The organism is Kitasatospora cinereorecta, assembly GCF_024172095.1.
GTDB classification, from domain to species: domain Bacteria; phylum Actinomycetota; class Actinomycetes; order Streptomycetales; family Streptomycetaceae; genus Kitasatospora; species Kitasatospora cinereorecta.
Genome location: NZ_JAMZDX010000002.1, coordinates 1,028,311 through 1,047,676 on the forward strand (window position 1 = coordinate 1,028,311; position 19,366 = coordinate 1,047,676).

The window sequence follows — 19,366 nt, forward strand, 5'->3', positions numbered from 1 at the left end:
CGTCCCTGGCATGATCGAGGCATGAACGAGCGCATCATCGCGGCCTGTGACGGGGCGGCCAAGGGCAACCCGGGTCCGGCGGCCTGGGCCTACGTGGTGGCGGACAGTGCCGGGGTGCCCCAGCGCTGGGAGGCGGGACCGCTCGGCCACAGCACCAACAACGTGGGCGAGCTGACGGCGTTGGAGCGGCTGCTGGCCGCGACCGACCCCGACGTGCCGCTGGAGGTCCGGCTGGACAGCACGTACACCCGGGACTCGGTGACCAAGTGGCTGGCAGGCTGGAAGCGCAACGGCTGGAAGACCGCCGCGGGCAAGCCGGTGGCCAACCGCGAACTGATCCAGCGGATCGACGCCCTGCTGGAGGGGCGGGACGTCACCTTCGTGTACGTCCCCGCCCACCAGGTGAACGGCGATCCGCTGAACGCCCTCGCGGACAAGGCTGCCAGCGGCGCGGCCCGGACCCAGCAGGCCGCCGGCGGGACCGCCGTGGACCTTCCCGCGCCGGACCCGGCGGCGGCTGCCCCGGCGCGCCGCGCACGCCCCTCCTCCTCCGCGGAATCGACCGCGACCTCGACCGGGCGCCGGTCCAAGCCCGGTGGACCCACGCTGGCCGCCCGCTACCCCGGGGTCTGCGCGTGCTCCCGTCCGTACGCCAAGGGCGAGCGGATCACCAGGGTGGGCAGCGGCTGGGGACACCCCGCCTGCGCCGCCGCGCACGCCTGACGCCGCCCCGCCGACCTGCTCAGGAGGTGTGGCCGGTGTCGACGCACTGCTCGGGTGCGGCGGTCTTCAGGTACTCGTGCTTGACCAGGTTGGCGACGTTGTAGGTCTCGGCCGGGTCGAAGTCGGTCGGCTTCAGCGCCGGGTCCAGCCACTCCTGGACGCCGAACCCCGGCTGGGCGAACCCGGCGGCGATGTGGCCCGCCTGGACTCGGAAGTCGCGGTTCACCACGTAGCAGTGGTAGCCGTTCCCGTCGCCGTTGAGCGAGTCCGGCGGCAGGGCGCGCTTGGCGTACGGCGTGCCGCCGGTGGCGAGGTACTTGCCGGAGTCGGCGCCGAAGCGGTCCAGCAGCCCGCCCGGCGTCATGGTCCTCTCGTGCATGTCGAGTTCGCCGTTGAGCTCCGCGAAGCCCCGGTTGTTCGGGTACTTCCACAGCTCGCCGGTGCGGTACCAGTCGAGGAACTGGGTCGGCTGCAGGCCGCCGAGGCGGCGGTAGCCCTTCAGCAGTTGGCCCACCGGTCCCGAGGTCGGCAGGACGGCGGGGCCGAGCTCGGGGCGGCCGCAGTAGTAGACGGCCGGGTTGTCCGGCGGCAGGAGGTCCGGACAGTCCGCGGGCAGGGCCCGGGTGGCCGCCGCCGGGGCGGGCGCGGCGGCCACGGCGTCCCCGGCCGCGGCGAGCAGCGTCAGCGGCAGCGCGACGGCGATGGACATCGAGGCGAGGGTGAGAGAACGCATGCGCGGCTCCAATGGGCGGAGGGCGGGAACGCGAGGCGCGGTGCGGAGGGCAGGGCGGTCGCGCGGTAACCGCCATTGCACACGGAAACCGGTCGGCATGCGAAGAACCTCGGCGGCGGTGGGTCGGACAGCACACCGGCGGGCTAATTGATATGACGAATCATCGGACGGGCGCGGCCGGTTCCGGGGCCGTCCCTCGGGCGAAGAGCCGTTCCAGCACGGCGGCCACGCCGTCCTCCTCGTTGGAGCCGGTGTGCCGCGCAACCGCCGCCAGGACCCTGGGGTGCGCGTTGGCCATCGCGTACCCGGCGCCGGCCCAGGACAGGATGGTCAGATCGTTGGGCATGTCCCCGAAGGCGACCACCTCGGCGGCGTCGATGCCCCGCGCCGCACACAGGTCGGCGAGCGTGCCCGCCTTGGTGACGTCGGCCGCGCCGACCTCCAGCAGCCCCGCACCCCCGGAGTGGGTGAACGACGCCAGCGGCCCGGCCGACTCCTCGGCGGCGGCCAGCATGGCGTCCGCGTCGCCGCCGGAGCGCCAGGCCAGCAGCTTCACGATCGGCTCGTCGGTCACCCACAACTCGTCGTTGCCGGCCACCGCGAACTCGGCGTGTTCGTCCCCGGCGTGGCGCAGCCCGAACTCCGGTGCGTACAGCACCCGGTGGCCCGTCTCGACGGCGAACCCGACCCCGGGCACGCTCCGCGTCAGCGCCTCGGCCACCCGGCGGGCGAGCTGTGGCGCGAGTGTGTGCGAGGCGACCACGGTCCGGGAGTCGATGTCGTACACCAGGGCCCCGTTGCTGCACACCGCCGTCCCGGTCAGCCCGTACGCCTCGGCGAGCGCGTCGATGTACCGCGGCGGCCTGGCGGTGACCACGACCACCTCCGCCCCGGCGTCGGCGGCGAGCCGCAGGGCCCGTACGGTGCGTTCGGAGATGGTCCTGCCCGCGCGCAGCAGGGTGCCGTCGAGATCGGTCGCCACCAGGCGGAATCGTGTCATCGCTGGATCCTACGACGGGCCGGTAGATTGCCGGACGGGCGGTCCGCCGCCGCTGCCCGGTTCGCGCGAGAGAGGGAGTCAGCAGCCTTGAGCACCCGAACGGTTGGGGTCTTCTCGCTGGGCGGGACGATCGCGATGACCACCGACCCGGCCACCGGTGGGGTGGTGCCGGCCCTGTCCGCCGGGGACCTCCTCGACGCCGTGCCCGCCCTGCGGAGCCTGGACGTCGAGCTGCAGGTCCACGACTTCCGGCGGCTGCCGGGCGCCTCGCTCGGCTTCGAGGACCTGTACGCACTGTCGGACGCCGTCGCCGACGCCTTCCGGAGCGGGTGCGACGGGGTCGTGGTCACCCAGGGCACCGACACCATCGAGGAGACCGCCCACCTCCTCGACCTGTTGCACGCGGGCGACCGGCCGATCGTCGTCACCGGGGCGATGCGCAACCCGACCCTGCCCGGGGCGGACGGTCCGGCCAACCTGTACGCCGCCGTCCTCGCCGCGGCCGACCCGGCGCTGACCGGCGTCGGGGCGGTGGTCGTCCTCGGCGACGAGATCCACGCGGCGCGTGCGGTCCGCAAGTCGCACACCACCAGCCCGGCGGCGTTCACCTCGCCGGCCAGCGGGCCGCTGGGCGGCCTGTACGAGGGCCGCGCCCACCTGAACCGTCCGCTTGCCCGCAGGGTGGCCTTCCCCGGTCGGCCGGTCCGCGCGGCCCCGCGGGTCGGCCTGTACACCGCGACGCTCGGCGACGACGGCGCCCTCCTCGCGGGCATGGCCGCGGCGTGCGACGGGCTGGTCGTCGCCGCCTTCGGCGTGGGCCATGTCCCGCAGTCCTTCGTCGCCGTCCTCGGGGACACCGCCGCCCGCATTCCGGTGGTGCTCACCAGCAGGATCGGCAACGGCCCGGTCCTGTCGGCGACGTACGGCTTCCCCGGTTCGGAGAAGGACCTGCTCGACCGGGGCCTCGTCCGCGGCGGCCACCTCGACGCGTACCGGGCGCGGATCCTGCTGCACCTCCTGCTCGCCCAGGGGCGTACCCCTGCCGAGATCGCCGACGCCTTCCGGGCGCTGGCCGACTGACGGGCCCGGGGCTCGGGTCAGGGCCGCCGGCCCCAGGCGGTGAGCATGCCGGCCGACAGTGCGGCGCACTCGTCGGAGTCCAGGTAGCGGACCGCCTCGTCCACGGCGGCGTCGTCCACGAGGCCGGTGGCCACCATGGCGGCCCTGCTCCGCTCCCAGGTGTCCGCCCAGAAGCGGCTGATCGGGCTGCCCGGCAGCAGCGGCGGCACGTGGAGTTCGGCGCCGACCCGGCGCAGCCCGGCCGCGTGCAGCAGTTGCGGGTACGACGGCACCCAGGTGACGTCCGTGCCGATGGTCGCCCGCAGTCCCTGCCACATCGCCCGCATCGCCGCGCGGTACGGCGTGCCGGGCGTCCGGTCGCCGGTCAGGTCGACTGCGTCACTGAGCACCAGGACCCCGCCGGGCTCGACGAGATCGGCGAGGGTGGCGATCAGGCGCCGGTACGCGGGCAGGTGCATCAGCACGAAGCGGGCGTGGACCAGCCGGAACCGGCCGGGCGCGAAGCCGGGCGCGGTGATGTCGGCCTCCAGCAGGTCAAGCCCGGGTCGCCGGGTGAGGAACCGGACGTCGCGGTCGACCGCGAGCACGCTCGCCACCCCGAGCTCTTCGAGGAGCCGGCGGGACACCGTGCCCGTGCCGGCGCCCACGTCCAGGCAGTGCCACCCCGGCCCGACCCCGAGCGCCCGCAGCCGCGCCAGCGTGATGTCGTCGTAGGCGAGGGCGCCGAAGTCGATGCGCTCGCCCTCGCCCGCCTGCTCGGGCCGGAAGACGGCCTCGCCGTACCGGCTGGCGGCGTCCGCGTCGAGCTCTCCCATGGCCGGACCCCTTCACCCGCCGAACGGCAACGACCGACGGCCGCCCCGTCGATCCTGCACCGGCGCCCACCGTCACGACCGAGGCGCGCCGACCTCGGCGGGATCCGTCACCCAGGGGTGCTGCCGCCATCTGTACGTACCCGTTGAACCGGGGCTACGGATGGCAACCCTGACGGTTCCTCGGCGAGGATTCCGCTCACCGGTGCGCACTGACATGTCCGCACCAACCCCACTGTGCAACGCACCAACGCACCTCCAGTCCCGTCCGGCGGCAACGAGCCGTCCGGCCGTCACCGGCCCCACCCTCGGGCCGTCGCAGAAGGAGTTCCGTTGTCACGTTCCCCCCGCAGAGTCGCGGCCGTGAGCGCCTGGATCGTCGGCGCCGCCCTGGTCACCGCGACCGTCCCCGCCGGCGTCGCGAACGCCGGATCCGGTCCCTCCGCCCAGTCGTCCACGCTCTCCGTCCAGCCGCTGGCCGGCGCGCTGGCCGCCCCGCTCAGTGCGGGCGAGCAGTCGGCGCTGCTGTCTGCGGCCGAGGCCGGCGCCGCCCGGACCGCTGCCGCGCTGCAGCTGGACGCCCGCGAGACGCTGAAGCCGCGCTCGGTGCTCAAGGACGCCGACGGCACGGTCCACACCCGCTACGACCGGACCTTCGCCGGTCTGCCCGTGCTCGGTGGCGACCTGGTCGTGCACACCGCCCCGGACGGCTCGATCAAGGGCGTCGACAAGGCCGCCAGGGGGCCGGTGGCGGTGGCCTCCACCACCCCGGCCAAGAGTGCCGAGGCGGTGAAGAGCTTCTCGATCGGCCGGGCCGAGGCGGCCGGTGCCAAGGAGGCGAAGGCCGACTCGGTGCGGTCCGTCGTCTGGGCGGCCGGTGGTACCCCGGTGCTGGCCTGGGAGACCGTGGTCGGCGGCTTCCAGCCGGACGGCACCCCGAACGAACTGCACGTCATCACCGACGCCACCACCGGCGCGAAGCTGTTCGAGCGCCAGGCCATCGAGGCCGGCACCGGCACCGGCCAGTTCAATGGCGAGGTGACCATCGGCACCACCAAGTCCGGCTCCGGCTGGACCATGACCGACGCCGCCCGGGGCAACCACACGACCAGCGACCTCAACGGCGGCACCTCCGGCACCGGGGCGCTGTTCACCGACGCGGACGACGTGTGGGGCAACGGCAAGCAGAGCGACCGTCAGACCGCCGGCGTGGATGCCGCCTTCGGCGCCCAGGCGACCTGGGACTACTACAAGAACGTCCACGGCCGCACCGGCATCAAGGGCGACGGCGTCGGCGCCACCTCCCGCGTGCACTACGGCAACGGGTACGTCAACGCGTTCTGGGACGACAGCTGCTTCTGCATGACGTACGGCGACGGTGCGGGGAACAACAACCCGCTGACCTCGCTGGACGTCGCCGCCCACGAGATGACCCACGGCGTCACCTCCGCCACGGCGGGCCTCGAGTACTCCGACGAGTCCGGCGGCCTGAACGAGGCCACCTCCGACATCATGTCCGCCGCGGTGGAGTTCTACGTCAACTCGCCCGCCGACCCCGGCGACTACCTGGTCGGCGAGAAGATCAACGTCCGCGGCGACGGCAAGCCCCTGCGCTACATGGACAAGCCGTCCAAGGACGGCTTGTCCGCGAACTCGTGGTACCCGGGCCTCGGCTCGCTCAATGTGCACTACTCCTCCGGCCCGGCCAACCACTGGTTCTACCTCGCCTCGGAGGGCAGCGGCGCCAAGGTGGTCAACGGCGTTTCCTACGACAGTCCGACCGCCGACAACGTCCCCGTCACCCCGATCGGCCGGGACGCCGCCGCGAACATCTGGTACCGCGCGCTGACCACGTACATGACCTCCACCACCGACTATGCCGGCGCCCGCACCGCCACCCTCAAGGCCGCGGCCGACCTCTACGGCATGAACAGCACCACGTACCTCAACACCGCCAACGCCTGGGCCGGCGTCGCGGTCGGCAGCCGGATCACCCCTGGCGTCACCGTCGTCAACCCCGGCACCCGGTACACCGTGGTCAACAAGGCGGCGAGCCTTCAGATCCAGGCCAGCAGCACCAACCCGGGTGCCCTGTCGTACGCGGCCACCGGACTGCCGGCCGGCCTGTCGATCAACGCCTCCACCGGCCTGATCTCCGGCACCCCCACCAAGCTCGGCACCCGCAGCGTGACCATCAAGGTCACCGACAAGACCGGCGCCGGCTCCACGGCGGCCTTCACCTTGAACGTGGTGACCAAGATCACCACCTTCGAGAACACCGACGACGTCCAGATCCCCGACGTCCGCCCGGCCGCCTACTCCGACATCACCGTCAGCGGCCTGAGCGGCAACGCGCCCAAGACCCTCAAGGTGGGCGTCGACATCAAGCACACCTACCGGGGTGACCTCGCCATCGACCTCGTCGCCCCCGACGGCACCACGTACCGGCTCAAGGACGAAGACGTGATGGACCCGGCCCACGACGTCATCACCACCTACACGGTCAACGCCTCCGGCAGGGTCGCCAACGGCACCTGGCGACTCAAGGTCCAGGACCTGGACGTCGGCTACCGCGGCTACATCGACAGCTGGAAGCTGACCTTCTGACCGGCTCCCGGCACTATGGAGGGCCCGCGCCTCACGGCGCGGGTCCTTCCACACGTCGGCCTCCGGGAACGCGTTCGGGCCCATGCCTCGCAAGTGTGTTCGCAAGGTCGTGGCGATGTTCGGGAACTCGCGGCGGCCGGTGGCCGACTGCTGTGACGGGTGCCGTCGACCGGCGGTGCCCGTCACGACGGGGGGACCGGAATGGGGCCGGACGGGCAGGACCGCTGGAGCCTGGTCGCGGTGGCGGGGATGCTGTCCTTCGTCGCGATGCTCGACATGAACATCGTGAACGTGGCGCTCGCCGACCTGTCCCGTGACCTCCAGGTCTCCACCGAGACGGCGCAGTGGGTGGCGCTCGGCTACCAACTCCCGCTCGTCGCGCTGCTGTTGCCCGCCGGGCGCTGGCTGGACCAGGTCGGTGTCCGGCCCGCACTGCTGTCGGCCGTGGCGGGGTTCGCGCTGTGCAGTGCGCTGGCCGCCGCCGCGCCCGGGGCGCTCTGGCTGATCGCCGTCCGGCTGGTCCAGGGAGCCTGCGGGGCGGCGCTGTTCGTACTGATGCCGGTGCTGGCGGCGAGGTCGGTCCGGCCGGAGCTGCGCGGCCGGGCGATGAGCGTGCCCGCGACCCTGGGCCCGCTCGGTGCGGTCACCGGACCGGCCGCCGGCGGCTTCCTGCTGGACCACCTGGGCTGGCGGGCGATCTTCCTGGTGAAACTCCCGGTCTGCCTCGCGGCCTGGCTCCTCGCCCGCCGGAACGCGCCGGGCGGTGGCCGGCTCCGACGGCCCGACCCGGCCTCGCTCCTCGACGCCGCCCTGATCGGTGGCGCGGTGGCCGCGCTGCTGCTGGCGCTCAGCCTGTCACCGGCCTCACCCGCCTGGTTCCTGCTGGCTCTTGTGGCCGTCCCGCTGGCCGTGCTGTGGTTGCGCACGCCGGGCGGCGGGCCGGTGCGCGCGGTGCTGCGCGAGGGCGGCACCTACGGCGTCCACGGCGCGGTGCTGTGCGTCGCCGCGGGCTTCGGGGCCGTGCACTACCTGCTCGCTCTCCATCTCCAGCGCGACGAGGCGGTGAGCGCCACCGCCACCGGGCTGACGGCGCTCTGCTTCCCGCTCGCGATGGGCGTCGCCGGGCCGCTTGGCGGGCGGCTGGCCGACCGCGTCGGGGCGCGCCGGACCGCCGCCCTCGGAGCGGCCGTCACCGCACTCGGCCTGCTGCTGCTCGTACCGCTGGACGGCACCCGGTCGCTGCCGGACGTCGCCGGGCGGCTCGCCCTCGCCGGCGCCGGCATGGGCCTGTACGGCGGGCCGGTCCAGGCGCTGGTGATGACCTCGGCCCCGCCGCAGCGGGCCGCGACCGCGGGATCGGCCGTCCAACTCGCCCGCAGCCTCGGCTTCACCCTCGGCCCGGCCCTCGGGGCCGCCGCCTGGGGCCTGGGCGGTCTCCGGGCCGGCCTCGGCCTCGCCGCAGCCTGCGCCTGCCTCGCCGTGCCGCTGATCGCCCGGGCCGGCCGCCCGGCACCGACTGCCTGACACTTCTCACTCCCGCCCACCAGGAGGGCACTCGTATGTGCGGAATCACCGGCTGGGCGTCCTTCCGCCAGGACGCCCGCACCCACGCCCCGGTCATCGCGGCGATGACCACCACCATGGCCCTGCGCGGCCCCGACGCCGGCGGCGTCTGGCTCGGCCCCCACGCCGCCCTCGGCCACCGCCGCCTGGCGGTCATCGACCCGGACGGCGGCGCGCAGCCCATGGCGGACGGCGGAACCGTCCTCAGCTACAGCGGCGAGCTGTACAACCACCACCTGCTGCGCGCCGAACTCCGCCGCCTCGGCCACGAGTTCCGCACCCGCAGCGACACCGAGGTGGTGCTGCGCGCCTACCGGGAGTGGGGCGAGGCACTGGTGCACCGGCTGGAGGGCATGTACGCCTTCGCGGTCTGGGACGAGCGACGCGAGCGACTGCTGCTGGTGCGCGACCGCCTCGGCGTGAAGCCGCTGTTCTGGGCTTCCGTCGACGGCGGCCTCGCGTTCGGCTCCGAGCCCAAGGCGCTGTTCGCCCACCCGGAGATCAGCCCCGCCGTGGACGCGGACGGGCTGCGCGAGGCGTACAGCCTGGTCTTCGGCACCGGCGCCACGCTCTGGGCGGGCGTGCGCGAGGTCGAACCGGGCGGTCTGCTCACGGTCGGCCGGGACGGCGTGCGGGAGCGCCGGTACTGGCAGTTGGAGGCAAGGCCGCACACCGACGACCTGACCGCGACCGTCGCGCAGGTCGGCTCCCTGCTGAACCGGGCCGCCCGGGCGCAGCTGGAGGCGGACGTCCCGCTGTGCAGCCTGCTCTCCGGCGGTCTGGACTCCACCGTGCTCACCGCCCTCGTCGCCGACGAACTCCGGCTCGCCGAGGGGCCGCAGGCACGGCTGCGCTCGTACGCGGTGGACTACAGCGACCAGGCCGAGCACTTCACCGGCGACGTGCTGCGCACCGGGCACGACACCCCGTACGCCGTCGAGGCCGGCGCGTTCATCGGTACCGACCACTCCACCGTCGTGCTCGACCCGCACCGGCTGCTCGACCCCGAGCAGCGGCTGGCGGTGGTCGTCGCCCGGGACTCGCCGATCGGCGTGGGCGACATGGACACCTCGCTCCACCTGCTCTTCGGCGAGATCCGCCGGCACTCGACCGTCGCCCTCTCCGGTGAGGCCGCGGACGAGGTCTTCGGCGGCTACCCGTGGTTCCACGACCCCCGGGCGCTCGCCGCGGACACCTTCCCGTGGCTGCTGGTCACCGGCGACGGGGCGGCGATGCCGCTCCACCCGGACCTGGCCGCGACCCTGCGCATCGGGGAGTTCCGGGCCGACACCTACCGCGCGGCGCTGGCCGCCGTGCCGCACCTGGACGGCGAGAGCCGCGAGGAGCACCGGCAGCGCGAGCTGCAGCACCTCTCGCTCACCCGCTGGCTGCGCCAGCTGCTGCACCGCAAGGACCGCCTCTCCATGGCCCGCGGCCTGGAGGTCCGCGTCCCGTACTGCGACCACCGGCTCGTCGAGTACGCCTTCAACACGCCGTGGGCGATGAAGAGCCACGACGGACGGGAGAAGAGCCTGCTGCGGTCGGTCGGCACCGGCATCGCGCCCAAGGCGGTGCTGTGGCGACCCAAGAACCACTACCCGGCCACGCACCACCCCGACTACAACCGCGGCCTCCAGCGGCTGGCCCGCGAGGCGTTCGACGTGCCGGGCGTGCGCGACATCGCCGACGAGACCGCGATCGGGACCGGCCTCGACACCCCCGCCGACCGGCTGTCCTGGCCGCAACGGCTGCGCCTGGAACGGGTGGTGGACCTCGGCCTCTGGCTGGACCACTACCGGCCGACCCTCAGCCTATGACCTCACCGCCCGACCTCGAGACCCGCGAAGGGACCACCCGCATGACCACCTCCGACCAGAGCCCCGACACCACGCCGCGGTGCCCGGTCACCGGCCGGGCGGCCGGCGAGCCGATCCCCCTGTACGGCAGCGAGTACAAGAGGGACCCGTACGACCTCTACCGCCGGATGCGCGAGGCCGGGCCGGTGCACCGGGTCCGCTTCCCCTCCGGGATCGCGGCCTGGCTGGTCACCGGCTACGAGGCCGCCCACCGAGCGCTGAACGACCCGCGCCTGGGCAAGAACCACGGCCTCGGCAACGACAACTGGCGCGCGCTCGCCTCGATCATGCCCGAGCCGCAGCACTCGCAGCTCCAGGTCCACCTGCTGCACCAGGACCCGCCCAAGCACACCGCGATGCGTCGACTCGTCCTCGACGCCTTCGCCCCGCGCCGCGTCGAGGCCCTGCGCCCGCGCTTCCAGCAGCTCGCCGACGCGCTGGTCGACGACCTGCCGGAGACCGGCGGGGCCGACCTCGTCCAGGCGTTCGCCGCACACTTCCCCTTCCGGGTCCTGGCGGAGGTCATCGGTCTGCCACCGCAGTGGGCGAGCCGGTTCGACCGCGACTGGGGCAAGGTCGTCCAGCCGGTCGGACCCCACGACCCGGGCCGGCCGGCGTACGAGGCGCGGCTGCGCGCCCTGCAGGCGTACATCGCCGATGTCGTCGCCGACCGGCGCGCCCACGGGGCGGACGACCTGCTCAGCCGCCTGGTCGCGGCCCACGACGGTGGCGAGCTGAGCCGGGAGGAGCTCGACTCGATGGTCTTCCAACTGCTGGTCGCCGGCCAGGAGCCGGTCACCAACCAGATCAGCACCATGCTGGTCACCCTGCTCCGCCACCCCGACCAGCTCGCCCGGCTGCGCCGGGAGCCTGAGCTGCTGCCCCGCGCGATCGAGGAACTCCTGCGCCACGACAGCGCGTTCGAGCTCACCACCTGGCGGTTCTTCGCCGAGGACAGCGACCTGCACGGCACCCGCATCCCGGCGGGGGACTCGGTGATCGTCTCCCTGTGCGCGGCCAACCGCGACCCCGAGCACTTCCCCGACGCCGACACCCTCGACCTCGACCGCACCCCCAACGCCCATCTCGCCTTCGGCCACGGCATCCACTTCTGCCCCGGCGCGGCCCTCGCCCGTGCCGAACTCCAGGTCGCCATCGGCACGTTGGTGACCCGCCTGCGCGGCCTGCGCGCGGCCGGCGACCTCGACCGCCTCGGCTGGATCCCCGCCGTCCTGGCGCGGGGCGTCAACAGCCTGCCCGTGCGCTACGACCGGCGCGTCTGACCGGCCCCGAACCCATCCGCCCCGCCCGCAGGCGGTCCGGCCGACCGATCCGAGTCGCCGGGCCGCCGTCCCGCCATGCCCTCGTGGAGGACCGCATGCCGCCCGTCTCCACCATCGACCCGCTCGCCGCCACCGTCGAACGCACCTGCGCGGCGGTGCTCGACCTGCTGCTGCCGCACCGCCGCGCCACCGACCCGCAGCCCCGCGCCGTCGCTGCGGACTTCCCCGAACAGCTCGGCCAGTTGGCCCGGTTCGTCGCGGCCGGGGAGGAGATCGTGTTCACCCTGCCCGGCTTCCCGTGCAAGTCGCCCAGCCCGGCCAAGGTCCTCGGACACCTGCCCGACGAGGGCGAGCGCCTCTCCCTCACCTTCCTGAACGAGCTGTGCGCCGCGGTGGGGGAGGTGTACCGGCCCGGCGCGCGGATGGTCATCTGCTCGGACGGCCACATCTTCGGCGACCTGATCCGGGTACCCGATCACCACATCGACGCCTACTCCGACGAACTCGCCGCGATGATCCGGCGCGAGAAGCTCGACCGGCTGTCGGTCTTCGACCTGCGCAACGTCCTGGGCGCCCTCCCGTACGACGAGAAGCGCGCCCACGTGCACGCCCGGTACGCCCCCACCGTCGAGGAGCTGCGGGCCGAGGCGAGGGCGGACGAGGGCGCGCGTGCGCTGTACCTCGGCATCACCCGCTTCCTCACCGAGGACACCGTCGACTTCACCGGCACCAGATCCGCGCTCCAGCGCGAGTGCAGACGGCGGGCCTACGGCGTCATCCAGCGCAGCCGCGCCTGGGGGGACCTGATCGCCGAGCACCACCCCCGTACGGTGCGGCTCTCCATCCACCCGCAGCCGCGGGGTGCGGCCAAGTTCGGCATCCGGCTGCTCGATGCCGAGGACGCCTGGACGACGCCGTGGCACTCCGTGGTCGTCCACCGGGCGGACGGAGGACGGCAGTTGATGCGACGCGCGGACGCCGAGCAGTGCGGCCGCGTGGTGCTGCGGGACGGCCGGCCGAGCCACTTCGAGGCCGGGTAGGACGGCAACGGGTCCCGGCACCCCAGGTGAGGGGCGCCGGGACCCGGCACGTTCGGCCGGAATCGGGACTCAGAGCGGCGTCGCCGGTCCGCGGTGGTCGAAGGCGATCAGCGGATCGCCGGTGAGGGGATGGTCCACCACGGCTGCCCGTACGCCGAAGACGTCGGCCAGCAGCTCCGGGGTCAGGATCTCGCGCGGCTTGCCGGACGCCACCACGGCGCCCCGGCGCAGGACGTGCAGGCGGTCGCAGACCGAGGCGGCGGCGTTGAGGTCGTGCAGTGCGACCAGCGTGGTGGTGCGCTGGGCGCGCAGCAGGGCGAGCAGCTCGACCTGGTGGCGGACGTCGAGATGGTTGGTGGGCTCGTCGAGCACCAGGACGTCCGGCTGCTGGGCGAGCGCCCGGGCCAGCAGCACCCGCTGCCGCTCGCCGCCCGACAGGTCGGCGAAGCGCCGCTCGGCATCGGCCGTCATGCCCACGCGCTCGAGCGCGGACGCCACCACGGCACGGTCCTCCGTGCTGTCCGCCGCGAACGCCCGCTGGTAGGGGATACGCCCGAGCGCGACCATCTGGCGTGCCGTCAGCTCGAAGTCCCCGCCGCGCTCCTGGGGGAGGGCGGCGATATGGCGGGCGGAGCGGGCGGGAGTCAGGTCGGCCAGGTCGCCGCCGTCCAGCAGGACCCGGCCCGCGCGCGGCTTCAGATGCCGGTAGACCGTGCGCAGCAGGGTGGACTTGCCGCTGCCGTTCGGGCCCACCAGGCCGGCGATCTCGCCCTCCTCGGCGACCAGGTGGACGCCCGCGACGACGGTGCGCCCGGCGAGGGCGACGTGCAGGTCCTCGACGGCGATTCTCAACTGCGCTCCAGGCGTCGGTCCAGCAGGTACAGCAGGGCGGGGGCGCCGAGCAGCGCGGTGACCACGCCGATCGGCAGCTCCTGGGTGTCGAGCGCGGTACGGGCCGCGGTGTCGACGACGACGAGCAGCACCGCGCCGGTCAGGGCGGCCAGCGGCAGCAGCCTGCGGTGGGCGCCGCCGACCACCAGCCGGCACAGGTGCGGGACGAGCAGGCCGACGAAGCCGATCGCTCCGGAGACCGCGACCAGCACGCCGGTGAGCAGGCTGGTGACCACGAACAGTTCGCGGCGCAGCCGGTCGGGGGCGATTCCGAGTCCGGCGGCGGCCTCGTCACCCAGCAGCAGGGCGTCGAGCGAGCGGGCCCGGGCCTGCAGCACGACCAGGCCGAGTGCCACACAGGCGGTGGGGACGGCGAGTTGACTCCAGGTGGTGCCGCTGAGGCTGCCCATCAGCCAGAACAGCACACCGCGGGTCTGCTGCTCGTCCCCGGCCTGCAGCACCAGGTAGCTGCACACCCCGTTGAGGAACTGCCCCACCGCGATGCCCGCCAGGACCAGGCGCAGCGGCGAGAAGCCGCCGCCCCGCCGGGCGATCGTCCAGACCAGGGCGAAGGAGACCAGCGAGCCGGCGAAGGCGGCGACCGAGACGCCGAGCCCGAGCGGGCCGCCCGCGCCGACGCCGAGCACGATCACGGTGACCGCGCCGAGCGAGGCGCCCGAGGAGACGCCCAGCAGGTACGGGTCGGCGAGCGGGTTGCGGACCAGGCCCTGCACGGCGGTGCCCACCAGGCCGAGTCCGGCGCCGACCACGGCGGCGAGCAGGGCGCGCGGAACGCGCAGCTGCCAGACGATCAGGTCGCGGGTGCCGGGCGCGGGGGGCTGCCCGGTCAGGCGGCGTCCGACCACCGTCCACACTTCGACGGCGGGGATGTCCACGGCGCCCAGGGAGACGGCGAGGGTGAGCGCGGCCACCAGGGCGAGGGCGAGCGCGCCGGCCACGACCCCGGCCCGCGCGGCCCGCACCGGCCGGGGCCGGGCCGCGGCGGGGGCGGCGGCCGTCATCTAGCGGCCGTCCTTGACCAGGTCGGGGTGGAGGGCCCGGGCGATCTGCTGCACCGTGTCGGCGTTGCGGACTCCGGCGATGGTGGTCGTCTCGGAGCCGATCCGCAGCAGGTGGCCCTCCCGGACCGCGGTGAGGCCCTGGGCGGCGGGGAAGGTGCGCAGGAACTGCTCGGCCGCGTCGAAGGCCTTCCGGTTCTCCTCCTCGCTGCCCTGGTTGCGCACGCCGAGCTGGATCCAGTCGGGGTTCCGGGCGACGACGTCCTCCCAGCTGACGGGCTTGAAGTCGGAGTCGCAGTCGGCGAAGACGTTGCGCGCGCCGGCCAGCGTGATCACCGCGTTGGCGACCTGCCTGCCGCACACCGCCATCGGCTGCTTGGTGCCGGCGTCGAAGTCGAAGAAGAAGTACGACGGCCGCTGGTCGGCCGGGAGAGCGGCGAGCGCGGCGCCGACCCTGCCGGTCTTCTCCTCCATGCCGGCGACCAGCTGGTCGGCCCTGGCGAGGGTGCCGGTGACGGCGCCGAGCCGCTTGATGTCCTGCTCGACCTCGGCCAGGTCGGTCTTGGCGGACGTGGCGCCCGCCGCGCAGGCCGTGGAGAGCAGGTAGAGGTGCTTGACGCCGGCCGAGGCGAACTCCTGGTCGCTCGGCGGGCCGCCCATCGCGCCGCCGCCCATGGCCATCGCGCCGAAGGTGTCGACGTACAGGTCCGCGCCGGAGCCCAGCAGCTTCTCCTTGGCGATCACCGTCCGGCCGAGCACCGGGACCTTCGTCCCCTGCTCGGCGACGTCCGGGGGCAGGTAGCCGTTGCCCGGTGGGAAGCCGGTGCCGATCACCCGGTCGCCCGCGCCGAGTTCGAGCAGCATCTCCAGGCTCGAGGCATTGCTGGTGACGATCTTCTGCGGCGCCGCGTCGAAGACCGTCTCCCGGCCCGCGCAGTCCGCGACCCTCACCGGGAAGGCGGACGGGGACGTCGCGGCCGCGGGTCCCGCGTCCTTCGACGCGGGACCGCCGCTGCCGCACCCCGTGGCGAGGAGGGCGACCGCGGCAGCGACGCCGCACAACACGCGAGAACGCATGGAACACTCCTGAAACTCCGTGACACCGGGCCGCCGGTGCGAGCCCGCACTAGTGGTCGTGCGGCACCCCAGCCCAGTTCCCGGCCGGCACAACCGCGAGTGCCCGCACCGTCAGGTCGGGGCTGTGCCGGAAGTGCAGCGTGAACGCGACCCACTGACCGGGCTTCAGCGCCGGGGGACGCGGGATCAGCAGGTCCGCGCCCTCCGGGGACATCCGCAGCTCGCCGCGGGCCGGGACGGCCAGGGACGCGGCCGGCGCCCAGCTTCCCGCCGCCCCTCGGTGGAGGTGCTGTTTCAGCGCGACCGCACCGCCCGGCTCCCAGGAGGCCCCGGTCAGCTCGTCCGGTACGTCGCCCGGGTTGCGCAGGGTGAAGAACGCGGCGGTCGCCGACTCGGTCACCGGTACGAGGATCCGCCCCTCGGCCGCCTCGACGGGCTCCGGCCGCCCGGCCCGGCCGGCAGCGGTCCAGCCGCACAGCAGCACCAGCGCCGCGGCCGCGGCGGCGAGCGGCACAACGGCCGCGGTCCGGCTCACCGTGTCCGCCGGGAAGCAGGCGCGGGCTGCCAGCTGCGCAGCCGCAGGCTGTTGCCGACCACCAGGAGCGAACTGGCCGACATCGCGGCGGCCGCGAGCATCGGGTTGAGCAGGCCGACGGCCGCCAGCGGCATCAGGACGGCGTTGTAGCCGAACGCCCAGACGAGGTTGGTACGGATCGTGGCCGAGGTCCGCCGGGCGAGGCGCATCGCGACCACCACGGCGTCGATGTCGCCGCGCACCAGGGTCAGCCCCGCCGCGCCGATCGCCGCGTCCGAGCCCGAGGCCACCGCGATGCCGAGGTCCGCCGAGGCGAGTGCGCCCGCGTCGTTGACGCCGTCGCCGACCATCGCCACCGTACGGCCCGCGGCGCGCAGTTCGGCCACCACCTCGGCCTTGCGCTCGGGGGAGACGCCGGCGTGCACCGCGGCGATGCCGAGCTCGGCGGCGACGGCATGGGCCGGTCCTGCTCGGTCGCCGGTCAGCAGGACCGGCTCCAGCCCCAGGCCGCGCAGCTGTCGTACGGCCCGCCAACTGCCGGACCTCACCGTGTCGCCGAGCGTCAGTACGGCCACCGGGCGACCGTCCAGCTCCACGACCGCGGCGGTGCGGCCCTGGGACTCCGCGTCGGCGAGGGCGTCCCGCAGTGCGTCGAGCGCTCCGCGAACGGCGTCCGGGCGGACGACCCGTACCGTCCGGCCCTCGACCGAGCCCCGGACGCCTACGCCCGCGCCGGCCGCGAACCCGGTGACCGGCGGCAGCTCCTCCCCGCAGCGCTGCCGCGCCGCCGCGGTGACGGCGCGGGCGATCGGGTGCTCGGAGCCGTGCTCGACGGCGCCGGCCAGCCGCAGCAGGTCGGTGGCGTCCTCGCCCGGTGCCGCGGTGATCCCGGTCAGCTCCATCCGGCCGGTGGTCAGCGTGCCGGTCTTGTCGAGGAGGACGGTGTCGACCCGGCGCAGGCTCTCCAGCACCTCGGGCCCGCGGACCAGTACGCCCAGTTCGGCACCGCGACCGGTCGCCGCCAGCAGCGCCGTCGGCGTCGCGAGTCCGAGCGCGCAAGGGCACGCCACCACCACCACGGCGACGGCCGCGGTGACCGCCGCCTGCGGATCCGCGCCCGCACCGAGCCAGAAGCCGAGGACGCTCACGGCCACCGCCAGCACGGCCGGCACGAACACTCCGGCGACGGCATCGGCGATCCGCTGCGCCTTGGCCTTCCCGGCCTGCGCATCCGCCACCAGGGCGGTGATCGCGGCAAGGCGGGAGTCCGCGCCGACCGCGGTGGCGCGGACGACGAGCGCGCCGCCGACGTTCAGCGTCCCCCCGGCGACCGGGTCACCGGGGCCGACCTCGACCGGTACGCTCTCGCCGGTCAGCAGGCTCGAATCGAGGGCCGAGGCCCCCTCGACGACCACCCCGTCCGTGGCGACCCGCTCGCCGGGCCGCACCACGAACTCCCGGCCGGGGAGCAACTGCCCGATCGGAACCCGGCGTTCGACGCCGTCCTCGCGGATGCACACGTCCTTCGCGGCGAGGTCGGCCAGCGCCCGCAGCGCGGATCCGCCGCGTCGCCGGGCCCGGCCCTCCAGCAGCCGCCCGGCGAGGACGAACACCGGGACACCGACGGCGGCCTCCAGGTACACATGGGCGCCACCGCCGCCACCGGCGGTGAGCGAGAACGGCATCCGCATGCCGATCCCGCCCGCGCCACCGAGGAACAGCGCGTACGCCGACCAGCCGAACGACGCCACGACGCCCAGGCTCACCAGGGTGTCCATGGTGGCGGTCGCCTGGCGAAGTCCGTGCCAGGCCCGCCGGTGGAAGCCGTACGAGCCCCAGGTCACCACCGGCAGGGCGAGCGCGAAGCACACCCACTGCCACGCGGGGAACTGCAGCGACGGCACCATCGACAGCAGCAGGACCGGCCCGGCCAGGGCGGCGGTCATCACCAGCCGCACGCGGTCGCCCCCGTCCTCGGCCGGATCCGGCCCCTCGGGCTGCTCGGCCACCGGCGCCGCGGTGCAGCCGGCCCGCTCGACCGCGGCGACCAGCTCCGCCACCGCGACCCGCGGGGGATGCACGACCCGGGCGCGGCCGGTGGCGAGGTTGACGGACGCGCTGACACCGTCGATCCGGGCGAGGCGCTTCTCGACGCGCGACACGCAGGCCGCGCACGTCATACCGCCCACCGTCAGATCGGTGGTCACGCTCTCCGCAGCGGCGCTCACCGGCCCGCTCCCAGGTCGTGGCCGGTCATCCCCGGCATGGTGCCGCCGGAGTGGCCTGATCCGCCCGTTCCCGGCCCGAGGCCCGGTGCGACCGGGCCGACAGCGTGTCCCACCGCCAAGGCGCCGAGGAACACCAGGACGAGCAGCAGGGCGAAGCCCGCGAGGACGAGGTACGGCCGGGTGCCCGGCTCCGTTGCTTCCACACTCCAGCAGTCGGAGCCGGGCCGCGGTGAGTTCCCGGACCGTTCAGGCCGCGCAGCCGACCAAGGACCTGTCCCACCGGTGCGCGGCGGGGCCGGCCGGGACGTCGGGCGGCCGCTCGGCCTCGGCGAGCAGCTTGATCAGCGCGCTGCGGGCCCGGCTGACCCGGGACCGTACGGTGCCGATCGGGCAGCCGGTGATCTCGGCCGCCTCCTCGTACGGCAGGCCGAGCAGCGTCGTCAGGACGAAGGCGTCGCGCCGCTCGGCCGGAAGCGCCGCCAACAGGTCGGCCAGCGCCACCCCTTCGTCGAAGCCCGGGAGGCCGCAGGGCTGCGCGCCCTCGACCGCCGACTGCCAGTCGTCGGTGTCCAGCAGGCGGGGCCGGGCGGCGGCGAACCGGAACCGGTCCGCGACGGTGCGGCGGGCGATCGACAGCAGCCAGGTCCGGGCGGAGGAGCGGCCCTCGAAGCGCGGAAGGCTGCGCAGCGCCCGCAGGTAGGTGTCCTGGGTGAGGTCGTCGGCGGCCTGCGGCTCACCGCTCACGTGCGCGACGTAGCGCCACACGTCACGGCGGGTGGCGCGGACGAACCGCTCGACGGCGGCCGGATCGCCGCTGCGGGCTTCGAGCGCCCACCCGGTGACCGTCGCGTCGTCGTGCGGCGAACGGCATCGGGGCGTGCGTGAGCCCGGCAGGGCAGGAGTCAGTGCCATGGGTCCT

17 protein-coding genes are annotated in these 19,366 nt (G+C 74.4%); 7 read left to right on the forward strand and 10 right to left on the reverse strand.

What is annotated here, in order from left to right; genetic code table 11:
• Nucleotides 1-21: 21 nt before the first annotated feature.
• The gene (locus FHR36_RS11580; protein WP_253796171.1) at nt 22-723 is read left to right on the forward strand and encodes a ribonuclease H family protein; all 702 of its coding nucleotides are present in this window, start codon (nt 22-24) and stop codon (nt 721-723) included.
• Nucleotides 724-742: 19 nt separating this feature from the next.
• Here the strand turns inward: FHR36_RS11580 and FHR36_RS11585 are convergent, their stop codons facing one another.
• Nucleotides 743-1,456 carry a TNT domain-containing protein gene (locus tag FHR36_RS11585; protein WP_253796172.1) on the reverse strand — a complete coding sequence of 238 codons (714 nt, stop codon included), beginning with the start codon at nt 1,454-1,456 and terminating at the stop codon, nt 743-745.
• Nucleotides 1,457-1,616: 160 nt separating this feature from the next.
• Nucleotides 1,617-2,456: a Cof-type HAD-IIB family hydrolase gene (locus FHR36_RS11590; protein WP_253796173.1), complete on the reverse strand. Its 840-nt coding sequence runs from the start codon at nt 2,454-2,456 to the stop codon at nt 1,617-1,619.
• Nucleotides 2,457-2,543: 87 nt separating this feature from the next.
• Between FHR36_RS11590 and FHR36_RS11595 the strand changes: the two genes are divergently transcribed.
• Nucleotides 2,544-3,536, forward strand: a complete 993-nt coding sequence (locus tag FHR36_RS11595) for an asparaginase (RefSeq protein WP_253796174.1) — start codon at nt 2,544-2,546, stop codon at nt 3,534-3,536.
• A gap of 17 nt (nt 3,537-3,553) precedes the next feature.
• Here FHR36_RS11595 and FHR36_RS11600 read toward each other — a convergent pair whose 3' ends face one another.
• Nucleotides 3,554-4,351, reverse strand: coding sequence for a class I SAM-dependent methyltransferase (locus tag FHR36_RS11600; protein ID WP_253796175.1), 798 nt, complete (start codon nt 4,349-4,351; stop codon nt 3,554-3,556).
• 330 nt (nt 4,352-4,681) lie between these two features.
• On the opposite strand from FHR36_RS11600, the gene FHR36_RS11605 reads away from it, so the two are divergent.
• The 5 genes from FHR36_RS11605 to FHR36_RS11625 all read left to right on the forward strand — a co-directional run bounded on the left by FHR36_RS11605 (nt 4,682) and on the right by FHR36_RS11625 (nt 12,697).
• A complete protein-coding gene (locus FHR36_RS11605; protein ID WP_301329983.1) occupies nt 4,682-6,955 on the forward strand; it encodes a M4 family metallopeptidase in 2,274 nt (757 codons plus the stop codon).
• A 201-nt stretch (nt 6,956-7,156) separates the two neighbouring features.
• Nucleotides 7,157-8,479, forward strand: coding sequence for an MFS transporter (locus FHR36_RS11610; protein WP_253796178.1), 1,323 nt, complete (start codon nt 7,157-7,159; stop codon nt 8,477-8,479).
• 35 nt (nt 8,480-8,514) lie between these two features.
• Complete coding sequence (asnB, locus tag FHR36_RS11615) at nt 8,515-10,335, forward strand: asparagine synthase (glutamine-hydrolyzing) (RefSeq protein WP_253796180.1); 1,821 nt, start codon at nt 8,515-8,517, stop codon at nt 10,333-10,335.
• 41 nt (nt 10,336-10,376) lie between these two features.
• Nucleotides 10,377-11,657 (forward strand): cytochrome P450 family protein, encoded by a 1,281-nt coding sequence (locus FHR36_RS11620; protein ID WP_253796181.1) that lies wholly within the window; start codon nt 10,377-10,379, stop codon nt 11,655-11,657.
• Between the two features lie 95 nt (nt 11,658-11,752).
• Nucleotides 11,753-12,697, forward strand: a complete 945-nt coding sequence (locus tag FHR36_RS11625) for an L-tyrosine/L-tryptophan isonitrile synthase family protein (RefSeq protein ID WP_253796183.1) — start codon at nt 11,753-11,755, stop codon at nt 12,695-12,697.
• Nucleotides 12,698-12,766: 69 nt separating this feature from the next.
• On the opposite strand, the gene FHR36_RS11630 is transcribed toward FHR36_RS11625, so the two are convergent.
• The 7 genes from FHR36_RS11630 to FHR36_RS11660 are packed head-to-tail and all read right to left on the reverse strand — an operon-like array spanning nt 12,767 to nt 19,359.
• Complete coding sequence (locus FHR36_RS11630) at nt 12,767-13,549, reverse strand: ABC transporter ATP-binding protein (protein WP_253796185.1); 783 nt, start codon at nt 13,547-13,549, stop codon at nt 12,767-12,769.
• The gene (locus tag FHR36_RS11635; protein ID WP_253796187.1) at nt 13,546-14,610 is read right to left on the reverse strand and encodes a FecCD family ABC transporter permease; all 1,065 of its coding nucleotides are present in this window, start codon (nt 14,608-14,610) and stop codon (nt 13,546-13,548) included. Before FHR36_RS11635 ends, FHR36_RS11630 begins: the two co-directional genes overlap by 4 nt.
• Nucleotides 14,611-15,684 carry an ABC transporter substrate-binding protein gene (locus FHR36_RS11640; protein ID WP_253796189.1) on the reverse strand — a complete coding sequence of 358 codons (1,074 nt, stop codon included), beginning with the start codon at nt 15,682-15,684 and terminating at the stop codon, nt 14,611-14,613.
• A gap of 49 nt (nt 15,685-15,733) precedes the next feature.
• Complete coding sequence (locus FHR36_RS11645) at nt 15,734-16,219, reverse strand: copper chaperone PCu(A)C (RefSeq protein ID WP_253796190.1); 486 nt, start codon at nt 16,217-16,219, stop codon at nt 15,734-15,736.
• The gene (locus FHR36_RS11650; protein WP_344587721.1) at nt 16,216-18,447 is read right to left on the reverse strand and encodes a heavy metal translocating P-type ATPase; all 2,232 of its coding nucleotides are present in this window, start codon (nt 18,445-18,447) and stop codon (nt 16,216-16,218) included. The genes FHR36_RS11645 and FHR36_RS11650 overlap by 4 nt, the downstream gene beginning before the upstream one ends.
• Nucleotides 18,444-18,650 (reverse strand): hypothetical protein, encoded by a 207-nt coding sequence (locus tag FHR36_RS11655; RefSeq protein WP_253796191.1) that lies wholly within the window; start codon nt 18,648-18,650, stop codon nt 18,444-18,446. Before FHR36_RS11655 ends, FHR36_RS11650 begins: the two co-directional genes overlap by 4 nt.
• A gap of 43 nt (nt 18,651-18,693) precedes the next feature.
• Nucleotides 18,694-19,359 carry a sigma-70 family RNA polymerase sigma factor gene (locus FHR36_RS11660; protein ID WP_253796192.1) on the reverse strand — a complete coding sequence of 222 codons (666 nt, stop codon included), beginning with the start codon at nt 19,357-19,359 and terminating at the stop codon, nt 18,694-18,696.
• Nucleotides 19,360-19,366 lie beyond the last annotated feature (7 nt).

Coding starts and splice junctions, on each gene's coding strand:
- asnB (WP_253796180.1), top strand. CDS start 8,515: ATGTGCGGAATCACCGGCTGGGCGTCCTTCCGCCAGGACGCCCGCACC.
- FHR36_RS11600 (WP_253796175.1), bottom strand. CDS start 4,351: ATGGGAGAGCTCGACGCGGACGCCGCCAGCCGGTACGGCGAGGCCGTC.
- FHR36_RS11585 (WP_253796172.1), bottom strand. CDS start 1,456: ATGCGTTCTCTCACCCTCGCCTCGATGTCCATCGCCGTCGCGCTGCCG.
- FHR36_RS11580 (WP_253796171.1), top strand. CDS start 22: ATGAACGAGCGCATCATCGCGGCCTGTGACGGGGCGGCCAAGGGCAAC.
- FHR36_RS11610 (WP_253796178.1), top strand. CDS start 7,157: ATGGGGCCGGACGGGCAGGACCGCTGGAGCCTGGTCGCGGTGGCGGGG.
- FHR36_RS11625 (WP_253796183.1), top strand. CDS start 11,753: ATGCCGCCCGTCTCCACCATCGACCCGCTCGCCGCCACCGTCGAACGC.
- FHR36_RS11635 (WP_253796187.1), bottom strand. CDS start 14,610: ATGACGGCCGCCGCCCCCGCCGCGGCCCGGCCCCGGCCGGTGCGGGCC.
- FHR36_RS11640 (WP_253796189.1), bottom strand. CDS start 15,684: ATGCGTTCTCGCGTGTTGTGCGGCGTCGCTGCCGCGGTCGCCCTCCTC.
- FHR36_RS11660 (WP_253796192.1), bottom strand. CDS start 19,359: ATGGCACTGACTCCTGCCCTGCCGGGCTCACGCACGCCCCGATGCCGT.
- FHR36_RS11590 (WP_253796173.1), bottom strand. CDS start 2,456: ATGACACGATTCCGCCTGGTGGCGACCGATCTCGACGGCACCCTGCTG.
- FHR36_RS11620 (WP_253796181.1), top strand. CDS start 10,377: ATGACCACCTCCGACCAGAGCCCCGACACCACGCCGCGGTGCCCGGTC.